The following is a 25,351-nucleotide window of genomic DNA, read 5'->3' as shown; positions in this document are numbered from 1 at the left end:
GAGCGGCCTCAGCCGATCCGCACCGCGCTCACCGCGCCGTCCGGCCAGAACACCTCGACGACAGCCTCGCCCGCATCGGACACGACCGCCCGCGCCGACGGCGCCGGGTCGGCTCCGCGCCCCAGGCGGATCGCTGCGATCACGACGTCGCCCTCGCCCACCTCGGCGAAGTCGAGCCGCGGGATCGAGGCGACCTCGCCGATCGGTGAGACGCCGGCCTCGGTGCGGATCGAGGCCGTCGCCGCCCCCGACAGCGCGCGGAGCTCGGAGCGCACCCCGTCCAGATCGAGCGCGATTGCGGCGTCCTCGCTCTCCGCGATCGCCGCAGCGGACCCGGTCAGCGGCCAGCCGCTCACGCGCACCGGCAGCGGCGCCGCAGCGACGCCCTCCTGAGGCAGCCGCCGGGTCGCCCGCACCTCCCACGACCCGCGGACGACGCTCGCCGTCGCGAGCAGGGGCCCGTCCGTCACGACGCCCGCACGTCCGGATCCGTGGTCGTACGTCGGCGGGTCGTTGCTCGAGTCCACCCAGTGCGCGTCGGCCGTCGAGCTCGCGAACGCGGCGATGCCGTCGTCGCCGAACGCGCCGCGGACGAACCCGGTGCGGTGCGTGGAACGCCCCTCGGCGTCGAGCGCGCCCACCATGCTGTCGGCAGGATCGTCGATCGTCGCGCCGATGAGCGGCGGCAGCGTCGCGCTGGAGTAGCCGAACCGGGCGTACAGCGCGGAGTCGCCGATGCGGTCGCCCTCGAACGCGTGGTCCGCCCCGTGGTTGATCACGCGCACGATGCCGTCGGCCGCGGTGCCGCTGACGAGCCAGCCGGCGGGCCGGATCACCCGGCGCACATCGCCCTGCTCGATCGGCAGCGGTTCCTCGACGGCGGTCCACACCTCGTGGTCCGCCGGCAGCACGAGGCCGAGGAACCCCTTCGACGCCCAGTACGGCGATCCGCCGCCCGAGTACGACTGCGCCATCGCCGGCCACTCGCCGAACAGCCCCATCGTGAGCAGACCCCGTTCGTCGACCGCCCCTCGTTCCACGAACGCGCGCAGCTGACCCGAAGCGGCCCGGCGCAGCAGGCCGAGCGGCTGCTGCGTGGCGCCGGTGACCGCGCCCATCCAGAGCGGCGCGGCCGTCGCGAACCGGTAGATGAGGCTGCGCCCCTGCAGCACGGGCACGCCATCCGCGCCGGTGAGCGTCACGTAGTCATCGAGGAACTCGGTCAGCCGGGCGCGGAACACGGGCGCGAGCGCGCCGGATCCGAAGTCCGCGGATCCCTGCGACCCCGCCCAGAGCAACGGATACAGGTGCATCGCCCAGCCGCAGTAGTAGTCGTAGGCGCGCCATGTGCCGTCGGCCCACCAGCCGTCGGCCTGGTAGTAGTCCTCGATGCGGGCGAGATCGGACGCGATCCGCGCGGGGTCATGCGGTCCGCCGACCGAGGCGAGGAACGTCTCGACGGTGATCCGGAACCACAGCCAGTTGTTGTCGGGGTACCAGCCCACGGGGTTCAGGGACAGCCAGTCCACGATGCGCTGCTGCGCCACGGCGTCGAGCGTGTCCCACAGCCAGGGCCGGGTGAGCTGCAACCCGAGGGCGATCGAGGCGGCCTCGACCTCTGCCTGCGCCTGCTCGGCGGGCAGGATCCACCGCTCCGGATTCGACGGGTCGGTACCGGCGACGAGTCCGTCGCGGTACCAGTCCAGGAACCCGTGCGGATCCGCCCCGCGTTCGCCGGTGAGGCGGAAGGCGAAGAGCATGAACGAGCGCGCGAAGCCCTCCAGCCCGTCGCTGGCGGCCCCGCTGCTGCTGGTCCGCCCCGGCAGGCGCACCTGGCTGCGCGTGGACGTGAAGTACGGCCGCAGCGAAAGCAGCAGGTGGTCGGCCACGGCGGCCCAGTGCCCGCGCGTCCATCCCGTGTGCGGCGAGAGCGCGCGGTCCTCCGGCGGCAGGATCAGTCGGGCGGGATCGAAGGCGGTCACGAGGTCTCCTTCACGAGAGGGGCTTGGATGCTCGGGCGCAGCGAGGATTCGCGCACGTGCAGCTCGGGGCTGAGCTTCACCCGGAAGGCCGGGCGGCCGCCGCCCGCGTCGAGCCGGGCGATGAGCAGGTTCACGGCCTCGCGTCCGACGTGCTGCTTGGGTGGACGGACGGCGGTGATCGCGGGGTCGCCGAACCGGGCGACATCGTCGTCATAGGCGACGATCGCGAGATCGTGCGGCACGCGGAGCCCCCGGTCCAGCACGTGCTGCTCGAGCGCGAGCGCCTGCGGATCCGGGAGCACGATGACCGCCGTGGTGGCGGTGTCGCGAATGACCTTGAGTGCGTCGTCCATCGCCTGCTCGCGACCCGCCGTGTCGAAGCGCACGCCGTTGATGCTGGCGGCGTCGGTCGGCAGTCCGAGAGATCGCAGGGTGCTCTCCCACCCGCGCCGGACGTAGCGCCCGGTGGGACGCTCGGTCTCGGTGATCAGGCCGATGCGCTCGTGCCCCTGCTCGTGCAGGTGCCGTACGGCGAGCGCGGCGCCTGCGGTGTGATCGGAGACGACCGAGTCCAGATGCGGCGCGGCGGCCGCAGCGCGCACCCGGCGCTCCGCGAGCACGACGGGCACGGGCAGCGCGTCGAGCCACTCCAGCATCTCGACCGCGTTCTCGCCGAACGTGTCGGGGGCGACGATGAGACCGTGCAGACCCGGGGTGTTCAGCAGCGCCTCGACCTGGCGGCGGTTGTCCCGCAGGTCGTACGTCGATGCGCGCAGCAGCAGCCGGGCGCGCAGCTGGGCGGCCTGGGCTCTCGCGCCGTGCACGATGGGCGGCCAGTAGTAGTCGAGCGAGGGCACCACCATCCCGATCGTGTAGCGCGTGACGGCCGGGTCGTGCCCGGTGAGCGCGGGGCTGAGCCCTGGTTCGAGGGCGCTGCGCAGGGTGGCCCCGCCGTGCACGCGCGTGACGAGCCCCTGCTGGGCGAGCGTATTGATGTCGCGCCGGATCGTGAGCTCGCTCACGCCCAGGCGGGCCGCGATCGTGGAGACGCTGACGGAGCCGTGCTCGCGGATCTCGTCCATGATCCGCTCCCGGCGCTGCAGGGCGAAGAGCGGATCCCGCCCGCTCACGACAGCTCCTCGATCACGGTCGCGAACGTGCCGGCTCGTCCCCCGACGTCGTAGACGAGGCGGGTCAGCCGCGGACCCCATACGGCGATGAGCTCTGGGTCGTCCAGCTCCCACGCCTCGAGCGAGGGCAGGACCGGGGCGCTCCCGTCGTCCGCGGCGATGCGGATCCTCCGCCCGTCGGCCGCGATCTCGACCGCGCCGCCGGAGCGCGTGACCTCGCCGGCGGCGATGAGGTGGATCCGGTGGGTGCCGTCAGCCGTCAGCCGCCACCGGTCCACGACCTCGATGCGGTCCGCGCCCGCGCCCGCGCCGCCGGCATGGAACCGGAATGTGCGGCGCCAGCAGTCGCCCGCAGGGAGCGGGTAGGCGCCCGCAAGCTCCAGCTCGAACTCCCCGGTCTCCCCGGCCTCATCCGCCTCGCGGACTGTGGGGCGAGTCGATCCCGACTCACCCTGCGGCGCGGCGATCACCCGGGCCGCGAACGTGGGGCCCTCGCCCTGCTCGAGCCCGAACGGCGCGGGGGTGCTGTGCCAGCCGCTCTGCATCGCGCGGATCAGGTAGCGCTCGGCACTGAAGGTCTGCGCGGTGTAGGTGGGCTTCCCCACGTCGACGAGCAGCTGTCGGCCGCCCGCGGCGACCAGGAAGGATCCGAGGTCCTTGTGATTGTGGTTCTCGTCGTTCGCACCGCCCTTCGCGGCGAGCGCGAGTCCCGCGGCGGAGCCGGCGGTGGCGCGCCGCACATGCACCTGGACCGACGGCAGCCACACCGCTTCCGGAAGCGGTGCGGCTGCCGGGACGGCGTCCCGCCAGGCGGTGTCGGCGAGCGCGCGCACCAGCCGCGGCAGCCCTCCCGCGGCGTCCGCCACGGGCGCGCCCGGCCGGCGGGCGGCCCGTGCCCACTCCGTCACCCTCGCGTCTCGGGTGAGGCTCCCCCAGCGGAACGGGAGCTGCCAGGGCTCGTGCCCGCGCGAGCGCGCCCAGCCGTCGGCCACGTTCACGTACCAGGCCCCGCCGAGGTGCATGCGCATCGGGAACCGCAGGACCTCGGCGACGACGGGGATCCCGGTGGCGTCGAGTCCGCCGTCCGTGATCGCGGCCACGGTGTCCAGCATCTCGAGCATGCGGCCGGCGCCGTTCCACCAGTAGGCGACGCCCTCGTCGATCGCCCCGTCGGCGGGCAGCTCCGCGACGTAGCGGTCGAGGCTGTCGAGCCCGCGCGCGAGCAGACGGGCGATGCGGTCGGTGTCGTCGACCAGTAGCACCGCGGCGAGCAGCACGTTGCCGAGGATCCAGGGGTTCCAGTTGTTGACGTCGCGCCAGTAACCGAGCCACCACAGGTCGTCCCGGGTCTCGAACGGAAGGAACACGCGCGTCTCGGCCTCGTGCCGGATGCGCTCGCGCAGACCGGGCCAGCTCTCGTCCCAGCGCGGGCCGATGACGCGGTCTGCGACAGCAAGCTGCGCGACGATCTCGCCCGCGACGAGATCGAGATACGGGGAGGCCACATCGGGCAGCACGAACCCGCGCCGGGCATGCGCGTCGTCGTGCGCGGGCAGCGACCAGGTGCTCTGCTCGCACAGCACCACGACGCCGTCCGCCGCCTCGTCGATCCACCCCGGTTCGTCGGTCACGGCCGCGGCCACCACGGCGCGGCTCAGCCGCTCCTGCCGCGCGGACACCGCGCGCTCGTAGGTCGCCCGGTCGCCGTCGCGGACGTAACGGGCGAACAGCGAGCCGAGGGCGCCGGCCCAGGGGCGGTCGCGGTCGCCCCCGGCGTCCGCCAGGATCCGTTCGATCGTGTTCGGATCCGCGTGCATCCAGACGTCGCGGCGCTCGATCGAGGGGATCCCCACCCGTTCGCGCAGCGCCGCGGCGGTGGCGCTCCCGAACGTCGCGAGCAGCGCCTCCTCGCGCATCGCCGAGCCCCACTCCGCGTACAACGGGCCGCGGAATTCCGCGGCGCTCACGGCTGTTCCGGGCGGCGGCACGGCGTGCGCGCTGACCCGCGAGAGGGTGTCCGCATCGGGGTTCCGCGTCATGGTTCAACCTTCGCTTGTGCTTGTATCTGTTCGACTCTGAATGTTTGGTTTCGTCTCGAACGAGTCCGAGTATCTACTGAGTTCAGCGACGACGCAATGCCTGCCTCGTCCGGATCTGACGAAGGACGGGAACCTCCGGGAATGACCGCAACGACCACCCCCAACGCTCTCGTCGTGATGTCCCGCGAGGTGTTCGAGCGCCAGTTCGACCCCGCACGCATCGCACGACTGCGCCGCATCGCGACCGTCCCGGAGCCGGTCTTCACCGAGGATCTCGACGACCCCGCGCTGTCCGAGCGACTGGCCTCGGTCGAGGTGCTCCTGACCGGCTGGGGCGCCCCTCGCCTCGACGCCGAGCGCCTGGACCGGATGCCGAACCTGCGCGCGATGCTGCACTGCGCCGGCTCCATCCGCCCCCAGGTGAGCGAGGAGTTCTGGCGACGCGGGATCCGTGCCGCCTCGGTCGCCGAGGTCAACGCGGTGCCCGTCGCGGAGTTCACGCTCGCCGCGATCATCTTCGCGGGCAAGAAGGCGCCGTTCATCGCCGCCGACCCCGAGACGCGCCGGCAGAACGGGCTCAGGGCGGAGCGGTTCGGCGGGCTCGGGAACCTCGGTCTGACGATCGGCGTCGTCGGCTTCAGCCGCGTCGGCCGCCGCGTCGTCGACATCGTGCAGCAGCTCGAGGACGTCACCGTCCTCGTGGCGGATCCGTACGCGGACCCATCCGAGATCGCCGCGGCCGGTGGCGTGCACACCACGCTCGAAGAGCTGCTGCCCCGCGTGGACGTGCTGTCGCTGCACGCCCCTGAGCTGCCGTCGACCCGGCACATGATCGGCACGGCGCAGCTCGCCGCACTCCGGGATCATGCGACCGTCATCAACACCGCCCGGGGCAGCGTGATCGACACGGCCGCGCTCGAGCGCGAGTGCGCGACCGGCCGCCTCAACGCGATCCTCGACGTGACGGATCCCGAGCCGCTGCCCGCCGACTCGCCGTTGTACGGCCTGCCGAACGTGATGATCACGCCGCATCTGGCGGGCTCGCTCGGAACCGAGCTGTACCGCATGACCGACGCCGCGCTCGACGAGCTCGAGCGCTTCGCGGCAGGCCTGCCCCTGTACGAGGAGGTCACCGTCGACGCCCTGCAGCTCAGCGCCTGAGCCGCTCCTCCTCTTCCCCCCGGCACCACCCGATTCCACCCGATTCCACCTCAGAAGGAGAACCTCGCATGAAGCGATCCCTCATCGCCGTCGGCACCGTCGCCGCGGCGGCGCTCGCCCTCGCCGGCTGCGCCGGCACGTCCGCCCCGGCCTCCACCGCCTCGGGCGGCGGCAGCACCACACTGCGCGTCTCGGTATGGAACTACGCGCAGACGCCCGAGTTCAAGGCCCTCTTCGACGCGTTCCACACGGCGAACCCCGACATCACGATCGAACCGGTCGACATCCTCGCCGCGAACTACGAGGACAAGGTCACGACGATGCTCGCCGGCGGCGACACGACCGACATCATCACTGTCAAGAACCTCACCGACTTCGGCGGATACGCGCAGAAGAAGCAGCTCGTCGGCGTGAACGACCTGGTGAAGGCACTGCCCGCCGACAAGATCCCCGCACTCGACGAGTACAAGGCCGACGGCACCTACTACGCGGTCCCCTACCGCCAGGACTTCAGCGTGCTGTTCTACAACAAGCAGCTGCTCAAGGACGCGGGCGTCTCCGACCCCTCGGCCCTCACCTGGGACGAGTTCGCCGCGGATGCCAAGAAACTCACGAAGGGCGACGGCGCGGACAAGGTCTACGGCGCGTACATCCACACCTGGAACTCGCTCGTGCAGGGCTACGCGTCCGCGCAGCAGGACAAGGCCTTCGACAAGCCCGACTACTCCTGGATGAAGGACCAGTACGACCTCACGCTCGGCATGCAGAAGGACGGGACGATCCTCGACTACGGCACCGCGAAGAGCCAGCAGGCCCAGTACAAGACGATCTTCGAGACCGGCAAGGCCGCCATGGTCCCGATGGGCACCTGGCTCATCTCGCCGCTGCTGGCCGACACGGCCGCGGGCACCACGTCCGTCGACTGGGGCATCGCGCCGATCCCGCAGATCAAGAGCGGATCCAAGATCACCACCATGGGCGGCCCCACCGGCTTCGGGATCAACAAGAACTCCAAGAACCAGGACGCGGCGAAGAAGTTCCTGTCCTTCGCGGCAGGCCCTGACGGCGCCAAGGCCGTCGCGTCGATCGGCATCGTGCCGGCGTACCACAGCGACGAGATCACGACGCAGTACTTCGCCCTGAAGGGCATGCCGCAGGACGCGACCTCGAAGAAGGCGTTCACGCCCGACACGATCCGCCCCGACGGCGCGACCGGACCGCTCGCGGCCCAGCTGCAGGGTGTGCTCGATCAGGAGCATCAGCTCATCATGACCGGCAGCAAGTCGGTGGCCGACGGCATCTCCGAGATGCAGAGCCGCGTGACCTCCGAGGTGCTGAACCAGTGACACGACGGGGTCGTTGACCGCCCTTCGTCTCGTCGCTGCGCTCCTCGCTCAGGGACCGCTGACCCACCGGTCCCTGAGCGAGCGCAGCGAGACGAAGGGCCCTCGACGCCACTGAACCCCCTCCCCGAATCGGAGCAGAGAGAGACATGACCACCACCACGGACCGCCCGCCCGCAACGGTGCAGCGCACGGTCGCGAGCCGACGGATGCGCCGGCGCAGCATCCTCATCGGCTGGAGCTTCATCCTGCCGAACTTCCTCGGATTCGCGCTGTTCACGCTCGTGCCGGTGCTCGCCGCCTTCGTGCTGGCGTTCATGAACTGGGATGCGTACAACCCGCCCACCTTCGCCGGGATCAAGAACTTCACCCGCCTGTTCGGCGACCAGAACTTCCACGTCGCCCTGGGCAACACCCTGCTCTACGCGATCGGTCATGTGCCGCTGACCCTCGTCTGCGCGCTGGGGCTCGCGATCCTGCTCAACCAGAAACTGCGCGGCATCGCGTTCTTCCGGGTCGCCATCTTCTTCCCGTACATCACCTCGCTCGTCGCGATCGCGATCGTGTGGAACATGCTCTTCGATCCGGTGAACGGGCCGATCAACCAGTTCCTGCATCTGCTCGGGATCGCGAATCCGCCGGGTTGGACCTCGAGCACCGGCTGGGCGCTGCCCGCGGTGATCATCACGAGCGTGTGGCGCGACATGGGCTACTACATGGTGCTGTTCCTCGCCGGGCTCCAGGCCATCCCTCAGGAGTACTACGAGGCCGCCGCGATGGACGGCGCCGGCCGGTGGCGCACGTTCTGGAACATCACACTGCCGTCGCTGCGGCCCACCACGTTCCTCGTGCTCGTGCTGCTGAGCGTGTCGAGCTTCAAGGTGTTCGACCTCATCTTCGTGATGACCGGCGGCGGCCCAGGGCGCGCGACGCTCGTGCTCTCGCAGCTCATCTACCAGGACGGCATCCTGAACGGTCAGTTCGGGTACTCCTCGGCGATCTCGCTCGTGCTGTTCCTGATCGTCCTGATCGTGACCGTCTTCCAGTTCCGGATCCAGCAGAGGAGGGAGCGCTGATGTCCGCTCTCACATCCGACCTCGCTCAGGAGCTCGACGGCGGGCGCGTGCCATCCCCGTCCGTCCCCCGGCGCCGCACGCGGAGGGGCCGCGAGCGGATCGGCCGCATCGGGATGTACGCACTGCTCGTGGTCCTGCTGACCGTCGTGCTGCTGCCGTTCCTGTGGATGCTGTCCTCGTCGTTCAAGCATGACGACCAGGTGCTCACGGTGCCCGTGCAGTGGCTGCCGACCACCTGGGTGTGGAGCAACTACGCGGAGATCTGGACCCAGATACCGATGGCCGGCTACCTCGCGAACTCCGCATTCCTCGCGATCGTCATCACGATCCTGCAGGTGCTCACGGGCAGCTTCGCCGCCTACGGCTTCTCCAAGGTGCGCTTCCCCGGCCGGGACGCCCTGTTCCTCGCCTACATCGCGACGATCGCGGTGCCGTGGCAGGCCTACATGATCCCGCAGTACGTGATGATGCAGAAGGCGGGCCTGACGAACACGTTCACGGCGCTCATCCTGCTGCAGGCGTTCGGCGCGTTCGGGGTGTTCCTGATGCGGCAGTACTACATGACCATCCCGGATGAGCTCAACGAGGCCGCGCGGATCGACGGCCTCAGCGACTACGGCATCTGGGCGAGGATCATCCTGCCGCTCTCGAAGCCCGCCCTCGCCTCACTCGCCCTGCTCACGTTCGTGAACACGTGGAACGACTACATGGGACCGTTCATCTACCTCTCCAGCAACGAGCTGTGGACCGTGCAGATCGGACTCAAGTCGTTCATCGGCCAGTACTCCGCGCAGTACGCGCTGATCATGACCGGATCGGTGATCTCGATCATCCCGATCCTGGTCATCTTCCTCGCCGGACAGCGCTACTTCATCAGCGGCATCGCGACGAGCGGGATGAAGGGATGAGCGCGGTGAGCGGCGATCGCGCCCAGGCCCGCCCGTCGCGGCGGCGGATCCTGCATCTGCGCCAGGAGACCATGGAGTCGATGTTCGGGTACGCGTACACGATCCTGATGACGGATCTGCTGCTCGTGCTCGCGAACCTGCCGCTCGCCGTGCTGCTGTTCGCCTCGCGCGATGCGCTGCAGGCCTGGCCGACCGTGCTGCTGCTCTCCCTCACGCTCGCCCCGTCGCTCGCGGGGGCCTTCGAGGTCTTCCGCCGCATGCGCGGCGAGGAGCCCCCGCGTCCGTTCGCCGCGTTCTGGCACGGCTTCCGCAGCCGCGGCGCGGCGGCCGCGCTGCTCGGCCTCGTCACGGCACTCGTGATCGGCTTCGTCCTGTACGACGGCGCGATCCTGACCGGCACGGTCTGGGCGCCCCTGCTCGCGCCGACGTTCGCCCTGGTGGCGGCCTGGGCTCTGGTGACGTGCACCTCGGCGCTCGCCGGTCTCGTGCTGTACCCGCAGGCGTCGGTGCGTGCCATCGTGAAGGCCGCGATCTACCTGTCGGTCCGGCGCTGGTACTTCAGCGTGTTCGCGCTCGTACTGCTCGGGATCTCGGCGGCCGCGGTCGTCGTGCAGCCCGTGCTGGGCGCACTCGTGCCGGGGCTCCTGCTCTACGTCGTGTTCGCGAACGCGGAGTTCGCGTTCCGCCGGGCGGTGCAGGCAGAGGTCGCGGCGACCGCGTGAGCGCCGCGGCGACCGGAGCGTTCGCGCGAGACACGGCATCGACCCTGGACCCCGCGCCTCCCAGGAGCGCATGCTGGGACCATGACCGCCTTCCAGCCCACGCACGCATTCAGCGGGTTCAGCGTCGATGACGTCGACGCGGCCCGGACCTTCTACGGCGAGACCCTCGGCCTGGACGTCTCGACCAACCCGATGGGGTTCCTCGACATCCGCCTGCCGCAGGGCGGATCCATCCTCGTCTATGCCAAACCGGATCACACGCCGGCGAACTTCACGATCCTGAACTTCCCGGTCGACGACGTCGAGGCGGCGGTCGATGACCTCAACGGCCGCGGCGTGATCACCAAGATCTACACAGATCCCGATTTCGGCACGGACGAGAAGGGCATCGCACACGGCGGACCCGGCCGCGGGCCCGACATCGCCTGGTTCACCGACCCGGCGGGCAACGTGCTGTCCGTGCTGTCCGCGGGCTGAGGGGGATCGCGATGAAGCACGCGACTCTCGGCACCCTCTCCGTCGGCCGCCTCGGGCTCGGCTGCATGGGCATGTCGGCCTTCTATTCCGGTGCGAACACGGACGAGGCCGAATCCATCCGCACGATCCACCGTGCGCTCGATCTCGGCGTCACGATGCTCGACACCGCCGAGATGTACGGCCCGCACACGAACGAGGAGCTCGTCGGCCGCGCACTCGCGGGGCGGCGCGACGGCGTCGTGATCGCCACGAAGTTCGGCGTGCACGCCCGCAGTGAGGGCGGCCGGGCGCTCGACGGCACTCCGGAGAACGTGCGGCGCTCCGTCGAGGGCTCGCTGCGGCGCCTCGGCACCGATCGCATCGATCTCTACTACCAGCACCGGATGGATCCGGAGACACCGATCGAGGACACCGTCGGAGCCCTCGCCGAACTCGTCTCCGAGGGCAAGGTCCTGCACTACGGCCTGTCCGAAGCGGGCGAGGCCACGATCCGCCGCGCGCACGCGGTGCATCCGGTGACCGCGCTGCAGACCGAGTACTCGCTGTGGACCAGGGATCCCGCGGAGGAGCTGCTGCCTGTGCTGCGCGAGCTCGAGATCGGCCTCGTGCCGTACTCGCCGCTCGGCCGCGGCTTCCTCACGGGCGCGATCCGGAAGGCCGAAGACCTGGACGCCGGCGACTTCCGGCGCAGCAACCCGCGCTTCGCCGGGGAGAACCTCGACGCGAACCTGCGGATCGTCGACGCCGTGGAGCGGATCGCCGCCGAGCTCGACGCGACTCCGGCGCAGGTCGCGCTCGCCTGGGTGCTCGCCCAGGGCGACGACATCGCGCCGATCCCCGGCACCAAGCGGGTGTCCCGCCTGGAGGAGAACGTCGGCGCGGACGCGCTCGCGCTCACGGCGGGGCAGCTCGCCGCCCTCGCCGATCTCCCGCGTGCGGCCGGCGAGCGCTACGCCGACATGTCGAGCATCGGGCGCTGAGCCCCTCGCCGTGCGGGCCGGCTCTCCGCAGAGGGCCGGCCCGTTCGCCGAGAGCGCGCCGTGCCGTTCAGTCGGCGAACCGGCGCTGCACCTCTGCGTAAGGGAGGGCGCCGTCGAGGAAGCCGAGCGTGCCCGTGTCGAGCAGCTCGCGCCCCGCGCGCTCGAGCGCGGTCAGCGCGGCACGGGCGAGGCTGCCGCCGAGACTCACCCGCTTCACGCCGAGCGCGAAGAGCTCCGGCGCCGGGATGACGTGCGAGGCGAGACCGGCCACGATGTTGAGCGGGACCGGGATCTCGGCGACCAGGCGCCGGATGCTGTCCTCGTCGTTCACGCCCGGAACGAAGACGCAGTCCGCGCCGGCCTCGACGTAGCGCTGCGCACGGGCCACGGTCTCGGCGAAGGGATCCGCCGCGCCGCCGAAGAAGTACGCGTCCGTACGGGCGTTGAGCACGAAGGTCCCCCGCGGCGCCGCATCGCGGGCCGCGGCAATCCGCTCGGTCGCCTCGTCGATGCCGAAGAGCGCACCTCCGTCCGTGTCCTCGAGGTTGCCGCCGACCACGCCGATCTGGGTCGCGCGCAGCACAGTGCGCGCGACGTCCTGCGGGTCGTCCCCGTAGCCGGACTCGAGATCCGCGGTGACCGGGACGTCGACCGCCGCCACGATCGCCGCGACCTTCTCCAGCATCGTGTCGAGGTCGACCGCCCCGCCGTCGGGCACGCCGAGCGACCAGGCGATGCCGGCGCTCGTCGTCGCGATCGCGGGGAAGCCGAGCTGCGCGAGCATGCGCGCCGATCCCGGATCCCACGCGTTGGGGAGCACGAAGCCGGATCCGTGATGCAGAGCGAGGAACGCGGATGCGCGGTCGTTCGACATGGAGTTCAGTCCTCCGGATCCTCGCCGCGGTTCCACGCGATCTGGACGAGCCGGCGCAGCACGCCGAGGTCGATGTCGTCGAGCTTGCGCACGTAGACGCATCCGCGCCCCTCGGTGTACTTCCCGAGGCTCGGCAGGAGAGCCGCACCCTCGGGCAGATCCTTCAGGCCGTAGAGCGACAACTGCGCCTTGCGGGGCGAGAACGCGACCCGAGGCCAGTCGCCCTCGCTGCTGGCGCCGCGATAGCGGTAGGTGCCGTAGCCGACCATCGTCGGCCCCCAGAGCACGGGCTCGGCGCCGGTCACTTCGCCGAAGATCTCGGCGAGCGCGAGACCGTCGAGCCGGCGGCGCTCCGGCGTCGCCGCGTCGAGGAAAGCAGGGACGTCCGCGGTCGTGGGCTGGGTCTTGATCTCGGCCATGAGGCCATCATCGCGCACGGCGCCGACACGGGACAGGGCGACGCGGGGGGATCCGAACTCGGGCGGTCCGGGACTCAGGCGATCCGGGCGAAGCGCGGGCCACTGTACCCGTCGCGCTCGACGTGCTCCTCGAACATCGCGAGCGGCCGTGCCCAGTGGCTGTAGTCGTCGTAGAGCTTGCGGTAGAAGACCAGCTGCTCCTCGGTCTCGCTGTGGCGACCCACGGCGATGACCTCGTAGCGAGCGCCCTTGAAGTGCTGGTAGATACCAGGCTCGACCGCCATGCGGGATGTCCTTCCCCCGAGGAGGCGCGGATCCGGCAGCCCCAGAAAGGATCGCGGATCAGGGATTCGTGACGAAGACGGAGGATGCGAGCCCTCGGACCCCGTTGACCTCCACCCTACCAAGGCAACGCTCGCGCCCAGGTTCTTCGCGCGCTCACGAGCGTCGTCCGATGCGGATCTGATGCCAGGCCGATGAGGGTCCGACCTACCGCGACGGCTCTTGGGGAGGCACGGCAGGGTTGAGCCGGTTCAGCGCGGCGAGCATCGGCTCGAACGACCAGGACTGTGTGAAGACGATCAACGACTGGTGGCCAGGCGCGCGAAGGACGCAGAAGAAAGTGCCGAAGAGCCTCCCCGCACTGGTGATCGCGCCCACCGACAAAGCCCCGCTGGCGAATGGTGCTTTCCAGTGCAACGTCTCACCGACGAGCTCGACTCGATGCGCAACACGGAACAGCCACCAATAGACGTTCCACCCGAGGACGACGAACCAGATCGCGAGGAACCACAGCGGCGGCCCCGCGTGACCGGTCATGGTCAGCACCAGGATGGACACGCCGACGATGACGAGGACCGACATGGTGAGCAGCTGGAACCATACCCAAACGACCGGCAGCGACCAGCTCTCGTTGCCAGTCACGTCGTCCGGTTCGTCGCGCGTCATGGATTCCCTCCGGAGTGTTATCGGCCGAGAATACCAACGTGCGGCGGGCGTGACACAGCGCCTCGTACGCCAGACATCGCGGAGACCCGGCGGCACACAGGCAGCGCTTGCTGTTATCGGGTTCCATCCTTGCTTGAAGCCCAGCGCGATTCCGTTCGTGTCAGAGGGGATGCTTAGTCTCTACGCATGGCCACGCTCGATGATCTGCGTCGTGTCGCCGCCCGTCTGCCCGGCAGCGAGGAGCGCACGATGACCAGCGGTGCCGCCTGGTTCGTCCGCAACAAGCTCTTCGCGTGGGAGTGCTCGCCGTGGCCGAGCGTCCCGGAAGATCTCCGTGAGGTCATGGCGTCGGAGCTTGTTGTCGGCGTGAAGGTCGCCGACGAGCTCGATGCGCTCGCGTTGCGCGAAATGGTGCCAGACGTGTTCCTCCGCCAGACGACACGGTGGGGCGAGCCGAAGATCGCGTTCCGGATGCGGGCGATTGACGACGATCATTTCGCCGAGCTCGTGACGGAGGCGTGGCGGGTGCAGGCACCCAAGTACCTGCGTCGCGAGTTCGACTAACGCAGTCATCACAGCCAGCAGGCAAAGCGTGGGAGAGAATTGCGTACGCAGACCGCACGCAAAGGCGCTCATCGATCGGCCTGAAAGTGCCTCTGATCAGGAATTCTGTGGCGGAGACGGAGGGATTTGAACCCTCGGTCCCCTTAAAGAGGACTCCACCTTAGCAGGGTGGTGCACTAGGCCACTATGCGACGTCTCCAGATGCCCGACGAGCCGGACACCAGCATCCATCCTAACGGGTCCGCAGGCACCGCGCGAACCAGGCGGGTCCGCGGCGCGGGGCGCGCGCCGGATCCGTCGAGGCCCCCGCTCAGCGCCGACGCCCCCTCGCAGACACGTCGCCACGAGGGGGCGTCGGTGCTGCGAGGGGGCGTCGAGGCAGAAGCAGTCGAGGCAGAAGCGGTGGGCGTCAGCCGCTGAAGCCGTTGCCGTTGGAGCAGGTCTGCTGCGCCGCCGACTGGCCGGAGACGTTCTTCGGCAGCTGGACCGGGCCCGATGTCGCACCGGGCGTCGGCGCCGCCGACGGATCCGTCGTGGCGGGATCGGTCGTGGCGGGATCGGTCGTCGCAGGATCCGTCGGTGCGGGCGTCGCGGAGACGACGGCGTCGTCGCGCTGGCCGGCGACCTGGATCGGCTGGTTCGCGGCGAGCGCGGCCCAGAGCTGGTCTGCGCTGTCGGTGTCGGGGACGACCTTGTTCGGGTCGTCAGGGTCCTGGAGCACCGGGTAGTTCACGAAGTTGATCTGGTCCAGCGGCACGTCCTTCATCGCCAGGGCGATCTGCACGAGCAGAGTCGGGCTGGTCAGCGTCGTGCTGGGCGTGACGTTCGACATCACGGTGTTGGCGAGCTTCAGCAGCGTGCCGGGGTTGCCGAGCACCTCGTTCGAGACCATCTTGCGCGCGAGCGAGGACATGTACACCTGCTGGTTGCTGCCGCGGCCGAGGTCGCTGCCATCCCCGACACCGTGCCTCGTGCGCAAGAACTGGAGCGCCCAGTAGCCCTGCAGGGTGTGCGTGCCCGCGGTCAGTTCGAGCCCCGTGTCGGGGTCGCTCATGCCGTTCGCGATGCACACGTCGACGCCGCCGATCGCGTCCGTGATCTTCATCACGCCGCCCCAAGTGACCTTGGCGGCGAACTGGATGTCGAGTCCGGAGACCTTGCTGATCGTGCGGGCGACGCAGGCGAGACCGTTCTTCGGACCACCGGTCTCGAGCGTGACGTTGATCGGCTGCTTCGACATCTCGCTGGTCGCGTTCCCGTCGGAGTCCGTGCACGACGGAATCGGGACCATGAGGTCGCGCGGGAACGTGATGACCGTCACGCGCCGGGGGCTGTCGGAGATGTGCAGCAGCAGGTTGGTGTCGTTGCGCTCGCCCGCGTTCTCGGGGTCGGAGCAGCGGTCGCCGAACTCGGCCGAGAACTCCGGCTCGCAGGCGTCGCTGCCGACGAGAAGCATGTTCACGCCGCCCTTGATCGCGCCGATGTCCGGCGGCACCGACTTCTCGCCGTCCAGGGCGACCGCGTTCGCGCTGAACGTGGTGCCGAGGTCATAGGCGACGTAGGAAGCGACGGCGACACCGGAGACGAGCACCACGATCGCCGTGATGCCGAGCATCTTCATCAGCTGGCTCCAGGCGGACGGCCTGCGCAGCTGGCCGTGCCCGGCGACGGGACGTCGGGATCGGGTCATCGCGCTCACACGGTGCCTTTCAGGAATCAGCGGGTGAACCGCGCCACCCTGCGCTCACTCAGCGGAGAGTGTGGGATTCGAACCCACGGGACATTGCTGCCCACTGGTTTTCAAGACCAGGTCCTTCGGCCGCTCGGACAACTCTCCTCGGCGCGCATGCGCACACCGAACAGGCGTCGAGTCTAACGGAGAACCGGGTAGCGCCCTGTGAGCGCTTCTCCATTGTGCCGCGGACCCCCTGGGCGGCCGCTGAGTGAAGGCCTGATGAAAGCGCAGAAGAGAATCAGGGAACGACGGGAACGGTCAACACGATGCGCTCGATCGCGGTGGCGAGCCCGCCGTCCTCGACGTCGTCGGTGACCTCGCCGGCCGCGGCCTTGACCTCGTCCGGAGCCTGGCCCATCGCCACGGCGCGCCCGCCGAGCGCGCGCGCCCAGGCGAACATGCCGAGGTCGTTGCGGCCGTCACCGGCGACGAACACGCGGTCATCCAGCACGCCCCGCGACTCCCGCACGCGCGCGAGCGCCGTGCCCTTGTCCACGCCCCGAGGAGCGATGTCGAGCCACGCGGTCCAGCCGATCGCGTACGAGACCTCGTTGAGCCCGGCGTCCTGCACGAGGCGGTGGAAGTCGTCCTCATCGTGCCCCGGGGAGACCACGACCACGCGCGAGACCTCCTGCGCGCTCAGCTCGGCGAAACCGACCTGGCGTCCGCCGTCGAGGGTCCAGTCGTCGAGCTCCGCGGTGTACAGGCGCTGGCCTGATCCGAGTTCGACCATGTACCGCGCGTCCGGCAGGCGGTCATGCAGCAGACCGAGCACGGCGGAGGGATCGAACGTCTCCACGTTCCAGCGCTTGTACTCGTCCACCGCTGGACCGTCGTCCGTGGCGGTGTCATCCGCAGCGGATCCGATCCGGCGCATCGTGACGGCGCCGTTCGAGCACACGACGAACTCGGGACGGATCTCGAGCTGGTCCAGGAAGCGATGCGTGCCCATCCAGCTGCGCCCGGTCGCGAGCATGACCTCGTTCCCGGCGTCGCGGGCCCGGCCCACGGCATCCACCACGCCAGGGCTCATCGTCTCGTCCTGCAGCAGAATGGTGCCGTCGATGTCGAGAGCGACGAGCCAGGCGTTCGTCATGCGCCCGCGCCCCCTGCAGCGTCGTCCGAGTTCAGCGGCCGGAGCACCTCGAGTCCGCCGAGATAGGGGCGGAGCACCTCGGGCACCCGCACGGATCCGTCCTCCTGCTGATGCGTCTCCAGGATCGCGACGATCCAGCGCGTGGTGGCGAGGGTGCCGTTCAACGTGGCGACGTGCTGCGTCTTCGCCGCACCCTCCACGGCTTCCGGACGGTGCCGGATGTCGAGGCGGCGCGCCTGGAACGTGGTGCAGTTCGAGGTGGAGGTGAGCTCGCGGAACGCGCCCTGCGTGGGCACCCATGCCTCGATGTCGTACTTGCGCGCGGCGCTGGATCCGAGGTCCCCTGCCGCCACGTCGATCACCCGGTAGGACAGGCCGAGTGCGGTGAGCATCTCCTCCTGCAGCGCGACGAGGCGCAGGTGCTCGGCCTCGGCGTCCTCCGGAGTCGTGTAGACGAACATCTCCAGTTTGTTGAACTGGTGCACGCGGATGATCCCGCGGGTGTCCTTGCCGTACGAGCCCGCCTCGCGGCGGTAGCAGGTGGACCAGCCCGCGTAGCGCAGGGCGCCGCGGGTCAGATCCACGATCTCGCCGGAGTGATAGCCGGCCAGGGCCACCTCGCTCGTGCCGACGAGGTACAGGTCGTCGTCCTTGTCGAGGTGGTAGACCTCGTCGGCGTGCTTGCCGAGGAAGCCGGTGCCCTGCATGATCTCGGGCCGCACGAGGGTCGGCACGATCATCGGGGTGAACCCGGCGCCGAGCGCCTTGTCCAGCGCGAGGTTCATGAGCGCGATCTCGAGACGCGCGCCGATCCCGGTGAGGAAGTAGAACCGGGCGCCGGAGACCTTCGCGCCGCGCTCCATGTCGATGGCACCGAGCAGCTCGCCGATCGCGAGGTGATCGCGCGGCTCGAAGTCGAACGTCGGAGTCTCCCCCACACGGCGCAGTTCGACGAAATCGTCCTCGCCACCCGCGGGCACCCCGTCGACGACGACGTTCTCGATCGCGGAGAGCGCGTCGGCGGCGACCTCCGCGGCCTCGTTCGAGGCGGCCTGCGCCTGCTTCACGCGCTCGGCGAGGTCCTTCGCCTGCGCGACGAGGGCGGCCTTCTCGTCCTTCGGCGCCTTCGCGACCTGCTTGCCGAACGCATTCTGCTCGGCGCGCAGCTCTTCGAACGCCGCGAGCGCGGCGCGGCGCGATCGGTCGGCCTCGATCGCCGCATCGACGGTCTCCGGCGCGTTGCCGCGCGCGGCCTGGGACTGACGGACGAGCTCTGGCTCGTCGCGGAGAAGGGCGAGGTCGATCACCCGTCAAGTCTAGCCAGGCGGCGCGCCGCGGTTCTCCGGCCCCGGAGCACCCGATTCGCAGCGCGCACATTGCTGGATCCTCGGCCCCGATGCCGCCACTCCCGCGCTTCGAAACCGGGATGCTGTCCTCCGGAATAGGCTGTGCCCATGACTGACGATGCCGGACGCCCGCGCGCCGCACTCGTCGTCAACCCGGTCAAGGCCGATGCGCCGAAGCTCGTCGAACTGCTGCGCACGCTCTCGGCGCAGGCGGACTGGGACGCTCCGCTCATCATCGAGACCTCGGTCGAGGATCCGGGCCAGGAGGCCACCCGCATCGCGCTGGCGGACGGCGCCGCCGCAGTGCTGGTCGCGGGCGGCGACGGCACCGTCCGCGCCGTGTCCGAGACGATGGCGGGGACCGGAGTGCCGCTGGCCATCGTGCCGAGCGGCACGGGCAACCTGCTCGCGCGCAACCTCGGACTCGCCCTGGCCGCGCCCTCGGCCGCGATCGATGCGGTCTTCCACGGCGACCGCCATCCGGTCGACATCGGCTGGGCGGAGCTGACGCGCGCGGACGGCGCGGTGCAGAAGCACGGTTTCGTGGTGCTCGCCGGCATCGGGCTGGACGCGCACATGATCGCGAACACCCGCCCCGGCCTGAAGAAGTCGGTGGGCTGGGTCGCCTACGTGGACGGCGCCGCACGTTCGCTGCCCGGCGCGAAGCCCTTCCGCATCATGTACGCGGTCGACGACCTCAAGCTGCACTCGGTCAAGGTGCACAGCATGCTGTTCGCGAACTGCGGGGCGCTGCCCGCGGGCATCGCCCTGATCCCCGACGCCTCGATCACGGACGGCAGCCTCGACGTCGCGGTGATCCAGGCCCGCGGTCCGTTCGGCTGGCTCGCCGTCTGGCGCACCGTGTGGTGGCAGAACTCCGTGCTGCGGCGCAGCAAGGCCGGCCGGCGCGTGATCGAGCTCACCGGATCCGGCGGTTCGATCCGCTATCTCCAGGGCGTCGATGCGGACGCCGCGACCACCGAGCCCGCTCCCGTCGAACTCGACGGCGACGAGTTCGGCGAGGCGGTGCGGATCCACTGCCGCATCGATCCTGGCGCGCTTGTGGTGGCGGTTCCGGCCGGGCACGTGATCAGCCCGGCCTGATCCGGCGTCAGCCGATGACCGAGACCTGGCCGTCCAGGTGGTCGCCCTTGAGCGTGAGCGAGTAGCCGGTCGGATCCGCGGGCGCCTCGACCCCGAGCACGGTGATCCGGGGCACGAAGTCCATGGTGCACATCTGGGCGGGGTCGGTCTGGAAGGTGACCGTGGCCCCCTTCTTGTCCTGGTTCTCGACCAGATCGCTCACGACGGGGCGGCACGTCGAGGAACCCCAGGTGAGCAGCAGGATGCCGTTGTCGGAGAACCAGCCGGCGCTGGGCTTGCCGTCACTGCTCCCGCCGGCGCTGAGCGTGCTGTTGCCCGCGAGGGGCAGCCGCCCCTGGAACCCACCGCCGTCGAACGACACCGTCACGTCCTTGGTCGGATCCACACCCTCCGGCACGCCGACGAACGTCGCCCGCGGCGCGAAGTCCGCCGTGCAGGCGACGGTGGGATCCTGCTCCGCGAGGGTCACCGTGATGGTCTGCCCGTCGGCGTTGACGTCCTGCACGACCGGAGTGCAGGCGAGGGACGAGGAGCCGTAGGTCACGAGACCGATCCCGCGCCCGCCGTCGAGCCAGGCCGCCGTCGGATCCGTGGACGGCTCGGGCGACGTGGTCGACTCGGCCGTGGGGACCGGCGGTCCGACCGGCTCGAGCTGGGCGCAGCCCGCGAGGGCGATCGTCGCGGAGGCGGCGAGCGCCGCGATTGCCAGAACGGTGCGGATCCTCATGCGCTCATGCTATCCAGCAGGGATGCCCGTCACCATGCCTCGTTCGACGACGTTCCGCCGGTCGGCCGCACCCGGGCGCTGGGCTACTGCAGCGACGAGGTGAGCCGGGCGAGGTTGTCCAGCACGGTGGAGCGCAGCGGCTGCTGCATCCACTCCTCGAGCGTCAGCTCACGGCTGAGGGAGCGGTACCGGTCCTCGACCTCGCGCAGCTCCCGTACGAACTCCTCGCCGCGCACGAGCATCGAGATCTCGAGGTTCAGACCGAACGAGCGCATGTCCATGTTGCTGGATCCGATGACCGCGACGTCGTCGTCGATCGTCAGGCTCTTGGTGTGCAGGATGTACGGCTTGCGATACATCCAGATCCGTACGCCCGCCCGCAGCAGCGCCTCGTAGTAGCTGCGCTGCGCGTGGTAGACGATCGCCTGGTCGCCCTCCTCTGACACGAACAGCTCGACCTGGAGCCCACGGTCGCACGCCGTGGAGACGGCGAGCAGCAGCGCCTCGTCCGGCACGAAGTAGGGGCTCACGATCATGATCTTGCGCTTGGCGGCGTACAGCAGGCCGAGGAACAGCCGGAGGTTGTTCTCGGCCTCGAAGCCGGGACCCGACGGCACGATCTGGCAGTCCAGGTCGCCGCTGCCGCTCTCGGTCGGTGCGAACGCGACCGACTCCGGCACATCGTCCGTCTCGCTGTACCAGTCGGACAGGAACACCGCGTTGACGCTCCCGACCACCGGCCCGTCGACGCGCACCATGAGGTCGACCCAGTGCAGGCCGCGCTTGATGTTCTTCGGCAGGTTGTAGGTCGAGTCGGTGACGTTCTGGGAGCCGAGGAAGGCCACCTCGTTGTCGACGACGAGCAGCTTGCGGTGGTTGCGCAGGTCGGGGCGCTGCGTGCGCCCCTTGAGCGGCTGCACCGGCAGCATCAGATGCCAGTCGGCGCCCATCGCATCCAGCCGCGCGATGGTCTGCTTGTAGCGAGGCTTCCAACGGTTGGCCCAGTGGTCCAGCAGCACCCGCACGGGCACGCCACGGGCGGCCACCTCCTCGAGGGCGCGGAAGAAGTTGTCGGTCGAGGCGTCCGACTGCAGGATGTAGAACTCCACGTGCACGAACTCGGTGGCCTCGCGGATCGCGTCGGCCATCGTGTCGAGCGACACCTGGTATTCGGAGATCAGGTGCGCGCCGTTGTCTCCGAACAGGGGCAGGGCGCCGAGGCGCTGGTTCATGCGCACCAGGGACGCGAGGCTCTCCGGCATCTGGATGTCAGAGACGCCGAGGTGCAGGTCCTTCGTGACCTCGGCGATGGTCTCGTTGATGAGGTCCTGCTTCTTGCGCCGCGCCCGTGGCAGCCGCGGGTTTCCGATCAGCAGGAACAGCAGCACCCCGATGTAGGGGATGAAGTAGATCGCGAGGAGCCAGGCCGTGGCGGCCGTGGGGCGCCGGTTGCGCGGCACGACGATGATGGCGATCACGCGGATCGTCAGGTCGACGGCGACGGCGAAGGCGCCGACCCACCAGGGCCACGACTGAGACCACATGCCGCCTCTTCCGCACGGGAAACCGCCGCCGGACAGCGACTTCGTCCACAGTAGCGGCTGCGCAGGACAAAGCCCGGCGCGGCTCGGAGCCGTACGGGCCCGCGCAGCCGCGCGGCGCGCTCAGGTCAGGAGGAGCGGGGCGGCAGGCCGCGCGCGGCGCGCTCTTCGGCCTCGATGCGCGCGTGCGTCTGCCGTTCGGTGCGATCGAAGCGCAGGATCCCGCGCAGCACGAACCAGAACACGATGCAGACGACGATCGTGGGGATCACCGACCACGCGGCAGCCACCCAGAATTCGTCCATGCTCCGATCCTACCCGTGGGTCCGGTGCGCCGGCTGAGAGGGGGCGGCCCGTCGCCCGCACGACCGGTCCGCACATCCGGGATCCCCGGGATTCTTCCGCACTGTTCCGTTCCTGACGCGGAGGGCGTTCCGCCGCGCTGCGCAGGGTGGATCCATGACGACCATCGTTCACGCCGCGGGCGCCGCAGAGCTGCTCGCCGCCATCCCCGTGCTCACCGGCTTCACCCCGCGCGATTCCGTCGTGCTGCTGCCGTTCCGCGGCCCGCGCACGGCGGGCGCGCTCCGCTTCGATCTGCCGGCGGGCACCACCGGAACCACGTCGCCGAGACCGACGGCGGCGGAGTTCGCCGCCACCGCGATCGGGCTGGCCTGCCGCGTGCCGGACACGGATGCGCTCGCGATCGCGGTGTACGCCGATGGCAGCGCGGCCGTGAGCGGGGCGCTCCCCGCCGCCGCCCTCGTCGATGAGCTGATCGGGCGCGCGCAGGCGTGCGAGCTGCGCGTGGTCGAGGCGCTGTTCGTCGGAGGCGGCTCGTGGGCCGACTACCGGGATCCGGAGTCCGCTCCGCACCCGCTGACGGAGCTACCGCCCCCGCCCTCGGTGCCCGGATTCGCTGGCCCCGCCCCGGATCAGTTCAGCGGCACCGAGCTGCCCTCACCAGGACTGTTCGCTGCGGAGTCGGTCGGTCGCGCGCTGCTCACCGTCGAACGCGTGCTCGGTCCCGCCGTGCCGGGGCGCACCCGGCCGCCGGCCACGGAGCGCGCGGATCCGAGAGCGCACGAGACCGCGCTGCTGCTGGACGATCTGCCGTCGTTCCTGGAGGAGGCGCTGGACGCGCCAGAGGCGCTCTCTCCGTTCGCCACGGCCGCGCTCGTGTGGGTCCTGAACCGCCCTGCGCTGCGCGACGTCGCCCTCGTGCAGTGGGCGAGCAGCATCGACCGCGGAGATCGAGCGCTCGCCGCGCAGCTGTGCCACGGGACGAGAGCGGCCGTCGTCCCGTCGGACATCGGCGGCATCCTGATCGGAGACGGACCGCGGCCGGACAGCGACCGCCTGGGCGTCGCGCTGACGCTCGTGCGCCGCACGGTCGCGCTCGCGCCGCGGGAGACCCGCGGCGGCCCGCTCGCGGCCGCCGCCTGGCTGTCCTGGGCCTGCGGACGATCGACGCACGCCGCTCGCTACCTGGATCAGGCGCAGGCGGTCGACCCGAAGCTCACGTTCGCGGAGCTGCTGCGCGCGGTCGTCGATGCCGGCATGCTGCCGCGCTGGTCCTTCCGCGCGGCGGCATGAGGCTCGCGGGATGCGTCACTTCACGAGCGGGAACAGGATCGTCTCGCGGATCCCGAGGCCGGTGACCGCCATGAGCAGGCGGTCGATGCCCATACCCATTCCGCCGGTCGGCGGCATGCCGTGCTCGAGCGCGCGCAGGAACTCCTCGTCCACGCGCATGGCCTCCAGGTCGCCGCCCGCGGCGAGCTTCGCCTGCTCGACGAAGCGCTCGCGCTGGATGACGGGGTCGACGAGCTCGGAGTAGCCGGTGGCGAGCTCGAAGCCGCGCACGTAGAGGTCCCACTTCTCCACGACGCCCGGGATCGAGCGGTGCTCGCGCACGAGCGGGGAGGTGTCGACGGGGAAGTCCATCACGAAGGTCGGCCGCTCGAGGCCTCCCTTGACGAAGTGCTCCCACAGCTCCTCGATGAGCTTGCCGTGGGTGGCGTGCGGCGGGATGTCGACGCCGTTCGCCTCGGCGAACGCGATGAGGTCGGCGACCGGGTCGGACGGGGTGAAGGTGCGCCCCGCGGCCTCGGACAGCGAGTCGTACATCGAGATGCGGGCCCAGTCGCCACCGACGTCGTACTCGGTGCCGTCCGCCCAGGTGACCAGGGTGGATCCGGCGACCGCGATCGCCGCGTTCTGGATCAGCTCCTGGGTGAGATCGGCGATGCCGTTGTAGTCGGAGTAGGCCTGGTAGGCCTCGAGCATCGCGAACTCGGGGCTGTGCGTCGAGTCGGCGCCCTCGTTGCGGAAGTTGCGGTTGATCTCGTACACCCGCTCGATGCCGCCGACCACGGCACGCTTCAGGTACAGCTCGGGCGCGATGCGCAGGAACAGCTCGGTGTCGAACGCGTTGGAGTGCGTGATGAACGGTCGGGCGGAGGCGCCGCCGTGCTGCACCTGCAGCATCGGGGTCTCCACCTCGAGGAAGTCGTGACTCGTGAAGGTCTGGCGCAGGCTCGCGTTGACCGCGGCGCGGGCGCGCACGGTGCTGCGGGCCTGGTCGCGCAGGATCAGGTCGAGGAAGCGGCTGCGCACCCGGCCCTCGTCGCTGAGCTCGCCGTAGGCGTTCGGCAGCGGAAGGATCGCCTTGGACGCGATCGTCCAGGAGTCCGCCATGATCGACAGCTCGCCGCGGCGGCTGGAGATCACCTCGCCGTGCACGAACACGTGGTCGCCGAGGTCGACGAGCTCCTTCCACTGCGCAAGGGACTCCTCCCCCACGTTGGCGAGCGAGATCATCGCCTGGATCCGGGACCCGTCGCCCGCCTGCAGCGAGGCGAAGCAGAGCTTGCCGGTGTTGCGGCTGAACACCACGCGGCCCGCAACACCGACCAGCACTCCGGTCTCGGCGCCGGGCTCGAGCTCGCCGTACTCGGCGCGCAGCTGCGGGATGGTGTGCGTGACCGGCACGGCGACGGGGAAGGCCCCGCCGGCCGCGTCCGCGCGATCGGCGATCAGCCGGTCGCGCTTGGCCAGACGCACCGCCCGCTGCTCGAAGGTGTCCTCGGCCGCGTCCGTCGAGGGGTCGCTGCTGTCGGGGGTCGGCGCGGGCGCGTCAGTCATGGGTAAGGCTCCTCGGAAGTCGCCGATCAGTC

Annotated in this window: 24 protein-coding genes and 2 tRNA genes; 10 read left to right on the top strand and 16 right to left on the bottom strand. The window is 70.2% G+C overall.

Annotated elements, in window-relative coordinates; all coding sequences use genetic code 11:
- Nucleotides 1-8 precede the first annotated feature (8 nt).
- Genes RS86_RS13370 through RS86_RS13360 form a run of 3 tightly spaced genes read right to left on the bottom strand, consistent with a single transcriptional unit; the run spans nt 9 to nt 5,151 of the window.
- Nucleotides 9-1,982, bottom strand: coding sequence for a DUF2264 domain-containing protein (locus RS86_RS13370; RefSeq protein WP_200892811.1), 1,974 nt, complete (start codon nt 1,980-1,982; stop codon nt 9-11).
- Nucleotides 1,979-3,112, bottom strand: a complete 1,134-nt coding sequence (locus RS86_RS13365) for a substrate-binding domain-containing protein (protein WP_045272745.1) — start codon at nt 3,110-3,112, stop codon at nt 1,979-1,981. The genes RS86_RS13370 and RS86_RS13365 overlap by 4 nt, the downstream gene beginning before the upstream one ends.
- Nucleotides 3,109-5,151 (bottom strand): heparinase II/III domain-containing protein, encoded by a 2,043-nt coding sequence (locus tag RS86_RS13360; RefSeq protein ID WP_052680263.1) that lies wholly within the window; start codon nt 5,149-5,151, stop codon nt 3,109-3,111. The genes RS86_RS13365 and RS86_RS13360 overlap by 4 nt, the downstream gene beginning before the upstream one ends.
- Before the next feature lie 141 nt (nt 5,152-5,292).
- On the opposite strand from RS86_RS13360, the gene RS86_RS13355 reads away from it, so the two are divergent.
- The 7 genes from RS86_RS13355 (at nt 5,293) to RS86_RS13325 (ending at nt 11,818) form a co-directional block, all read left to right on the top strand.
- On the top strand, nt 5,293-6,312 hold the full coding sequence (locus RS86_RS13355; protein WP_045272744.1) for a hydroxyacid dehydrogenase: 1,020 nt from the start codon (nt 5,293-5,295) through the stop codon (nt 6,310-6,312).
- Nucleotides 6,313-6,380: 68 nt separating this feature from the next.
- Nucleotides 6,381-7,658, top strand: a complete 1,278-nt coding sequence (locus RS86_RS13350; protein ID WP_045272743.1) for an ABC transporter substrate-binding protein — start codon at nt 6,381-6,383, stop codon at nt 7,656-7,658.
- A 146-nt stretch (nt 7,659-7,804) separates the two neighbouring features.
- Nucleotides 7,805-8,731 carry a carbohydrate ABC transporter permease gene (locus RS86_RS13345; RefSeq protein ID WP_045272742.1) on the top strand — a complete coding sequence of 309 codons (927 nt, stop codon included), beginning with the start codon at nt 7,805-7,807 and terminating at the stop codon, nt 8,729-8,731.
- Complete coding sequence (locus tag RS86_RS13340) at nt 8,731-9,639, top strand: carbohydrate ABC transporter permease (protein ID WP_045272741.1); 909 nt, start codon at nt 8,731-8,733, stop codon at nt 9,637-9,639. The genes RS86_RS13345 and RS86_RS13340 overlap by 1 nt, the downstream gene beginning before the upstream one ends.
- The gene (locus tag RS86_RS13335) at nt 9,636-10,361 is read left to right on the top strand and encodes a DUF624 domain-containing protein (RefSeq protein ID WP_045272740.1); all 726 of its coding nucleotides are present in this window, start codon (nt 9,636-9,638) and stop codon (nt 10,359-10,361) included. The genes RS86_RS13340 and RS86_RS13335 overlap by 4 nt, the downstream gene beginning before the upstream one ends.
- 81 nt (nt 10,362-10,442) lie before the next feature.
- The gene (locus tag RS86_RS13330) at nt 10,443-10,838 is read left to right on the top strand and encodes a VOC family protein (protein WP_045272739.1); all 396 of its coding nucleotides are present in this window, start codon (nt 10,443-10,445) and stop codon (nt 10,836-10,838) included.
- Between the two features lie 11 nt (nt 10,839-10,849).
- On the top strand, nt 10,850-11,818 hold the full coding sequence (locus tag RS86_RS13325; RefSeq protein WP_045272738.1) for an aldo/keto reductase: 969 nt from the start codon (nt 10,850-10,852) through the stop codon (nt 11,816-11,818).
- 67 nt (nt 11,819-11,885) lie between these two features.
- On the opposite strand, the gene RS86_RS13320 is transcribed toward RS86_RS13325, so the two are convergent.
- The 4 genes from RS86_RS13320 to RS86_RS13305 form a co-directional block, all read right to left on the bottom strand.
- On the bottom strand, nt 11,886-12,692 hold the full coding sequence (locus RS86_RS13320) for an isocitrate lyase/PEP mutase family protein (protein WP_045272737.1): 807 nt from the start codon (nt 12,690-12,692) through the stop codon (nt 11,886-11,888).
- Between the two features lie 5 nt (nt 12,693-12,697).
- A complete protein-coding gene (locus RS86_RS13315) occupies nt 12,698-13,111 on the bottom strand; it encodes a DUF1801 domain-containing protein (protein ID WP_045272736.1) in 414 nt (137 codons plus the stop codon).
- A 74-nt stretch (nt 13,112-13,185) separates the two neighbouring features.
- Nucleotides 13,186-13,395, bottom strand: a complete 210-nt coding sequence (locus RS86_RS13310; RefSeq protein WP_045272735.1) for a DUF1653 domain-containing protein — start codon at nt 13,393-13,395, stop codon at nt 13,186-13,188.
- Nucleotides 13,396-13,600: 205 nt separating this feature from the next.
- Entirely contained in the window at nt 13,601-14,059 is a 459-nt protein-coding gene (locus tag RS86_RS13305) for a hypothetical protein (RefSeq protein WP_045272734.1), read from the bottom strand.
- A gap of 186 nt (nt 14,060-14,245) precedes the next feature.
- Between RS86_RS13305 and RS86_RS13300 the strand changes: the two genes are divergently transcribed.
- On the top strand, nt 14,246-14,623 hold the full coding sequence (locus RS86_RS13300; RefSeq protein ID WP_045272733.1) for an MmcQ/YjbR family DNA-binding protein: 378 nt from the start codon (nt 14,246-14,248) through the stop codon (nt 14,621-14,623).
- Between the two features lie 108 nt (nt 14,624-14,731).
- Here the strand turns inward: RS86_RS13300 and RS86_RS13295 are convergent.
- The 5 genes from RS86_RS13295 to serS all read right to left on the bottom strand — a co-directional run bounded on the left by RS86_RS13295 (nt 14,732) and on the right by serS (nt 18,761).
- Nucleotides 14,732-14,822 (bottom strand) — tRNA-Ser (locus RS86_RS13295).
- 210 nt (nt 14,823-15,032) lie between these two features.
- Nucleotides 15,033-16,313: an LCP family protein gene (locus RS86_RS13290; protein WP_045272925.1), complete on the bottom strand. Its 1,281-nt coding sequence runs from the start codon at nt 16,311-16,313 to the stop codon at nt 15,033-15,035.
- Between the two features lie 62 nt (nt 16,314-16,375).
- Nucleotides 16,376-16,460 (bottom strand) — tRNA-Ser (locus RS86_RS13285).
- A gap of 136 nt (nt 16,461-16,596) precedes the next feature.
- Nucleotides 16,597-17,454 carry an HAD family hydrolase gene (locus RS86_RS13280; RefSeq protein ID WP_045272732.1) on the bottom strand — a complete coding sequence of 286 codons (858 nt, stop codon included), beginning with the start codon at nt 17,452-17,454 and terminating at the stop codon, nt 16,597-16,599.
- Nucleotides 17,451-18,761: a serine--tRNA ligase gene (serS, locus tag RS86_RS13275; protein ID WP_045272731.1), complete on the bottom strand. Its 1,311-nt coding sequence runs from the start codon at nt 18,759-18,761 to the stop codon at nt 17,451-17,453. The genes RS86_RS13280 and serS overlap by 4 nt, the downstream gene beginning before the upstream one ends.
- Before the next feature lie 147 nt (nt 18,762-18,908).
- Between serS and RS86_RS13270 the strand changes: the two genes are divergently transcribed.
- The gene (locus RS86_RS13270) at nt 18,909-19,904 is read left to right on the top strand and encodes a diacylglycerol/lipid kinase family protein (RefSeq protein WP_045272730.1); all 996 of its coding nucleotides are present in this window, start codon (nt 18,909-18,911) and stop codon (nt 19,902-19,904) included.
- Between the two features lie 7 nt (nt 19,905-19,911).
- Here the strand turns inward: RS86_RS13270 and RS86_RS13265 are convergent, their stop codons facing one another.
- From RS86_RS13265 to RS86_RS20820, 3 genes are all read right to left on the bottom strand, one after another.
- Nucleotides 19,912-20,631 (bottom strand): hypothetical protein, encoded by a 720-nt coding sequence (locus RS86_RS13265; RefSeq protein WP_045272729.1) that lies wholly within the window; start codon nt 20,629-20,631, stop codon nt 19,912-19,914.
- An 83-nt stretch (nt 20,632-20,714) separates the two neighbouring features.
- The gene (gene cls / locus RS86_RS13260) at nt 20,715-22,175 is read right to left on the bottom strand and encodes a cardiolipin synthase (RefSeq protein ID WP_045272728.1); all 1,461 of its coding nucleotides are present in this window, start codon (nt 22,173-22,175) and stop codon (nt 20,715-20,717) included.
- 125 nt (nt 22,176-22,300) lie between these two features.
- Nucleotides 22,301-22,477: a hypothetical protein gene (locus RS86_RS20820; RefSeq protein WP_181158261.1), complete on the bottom strand. Its 177-nt coding sequence runs from the start codon at nt 22,475-22,477 to the stop codon at nt 22,301-22,303.
- Nucleotides 22,478-22,631: 154 nt separating this feature from the next.
- Between RS86_RS20820 and RS86_RS13255 the strand changes: the two genes are divergently transcribed.
- Entirely contained in the window at nt 22,632-23,768 is a 1,137-nt protein-coding gene (locus RS86_RS13255; RefSeq protein ID WP_045272727.1) for a DUF4192 family protein, read from the top strand.
- A 15-nt stretch (nt 23,769-23,783) separates the two neighbouring features.
- On the opposite strand, the gene lysS is transcribed toward RS86_RS13255, so the two are convergent.
- A complete protein-coding gene (lysS, locus tag RS86_RS13250) occupies nt 23,784-25,319 on the bottom strand; it encodes a lysine--tRNA ligase (RefSeq protein WP_045272726.1) in 1,536 nt (511 codons plus the stop codon).
- Nucleotides 25,320-25,351 lie beyond the last annotated feature (32 nt).

It is taken from the genome of Microbacterium azadirachtae, from assembly GCF_000956505.1.
Taxonomy (GTDB): Bacteria; Actinomycetota; Actinomycetes; order Actinomycetales; family Microbacteriaceae; genus Microbacterium; species Microbacterium azadirachtae_A.
Note: the sequence above shows the minus strand (reverse complement) of the source record. Positions and strands in the feature narration are given on the sequence as shown.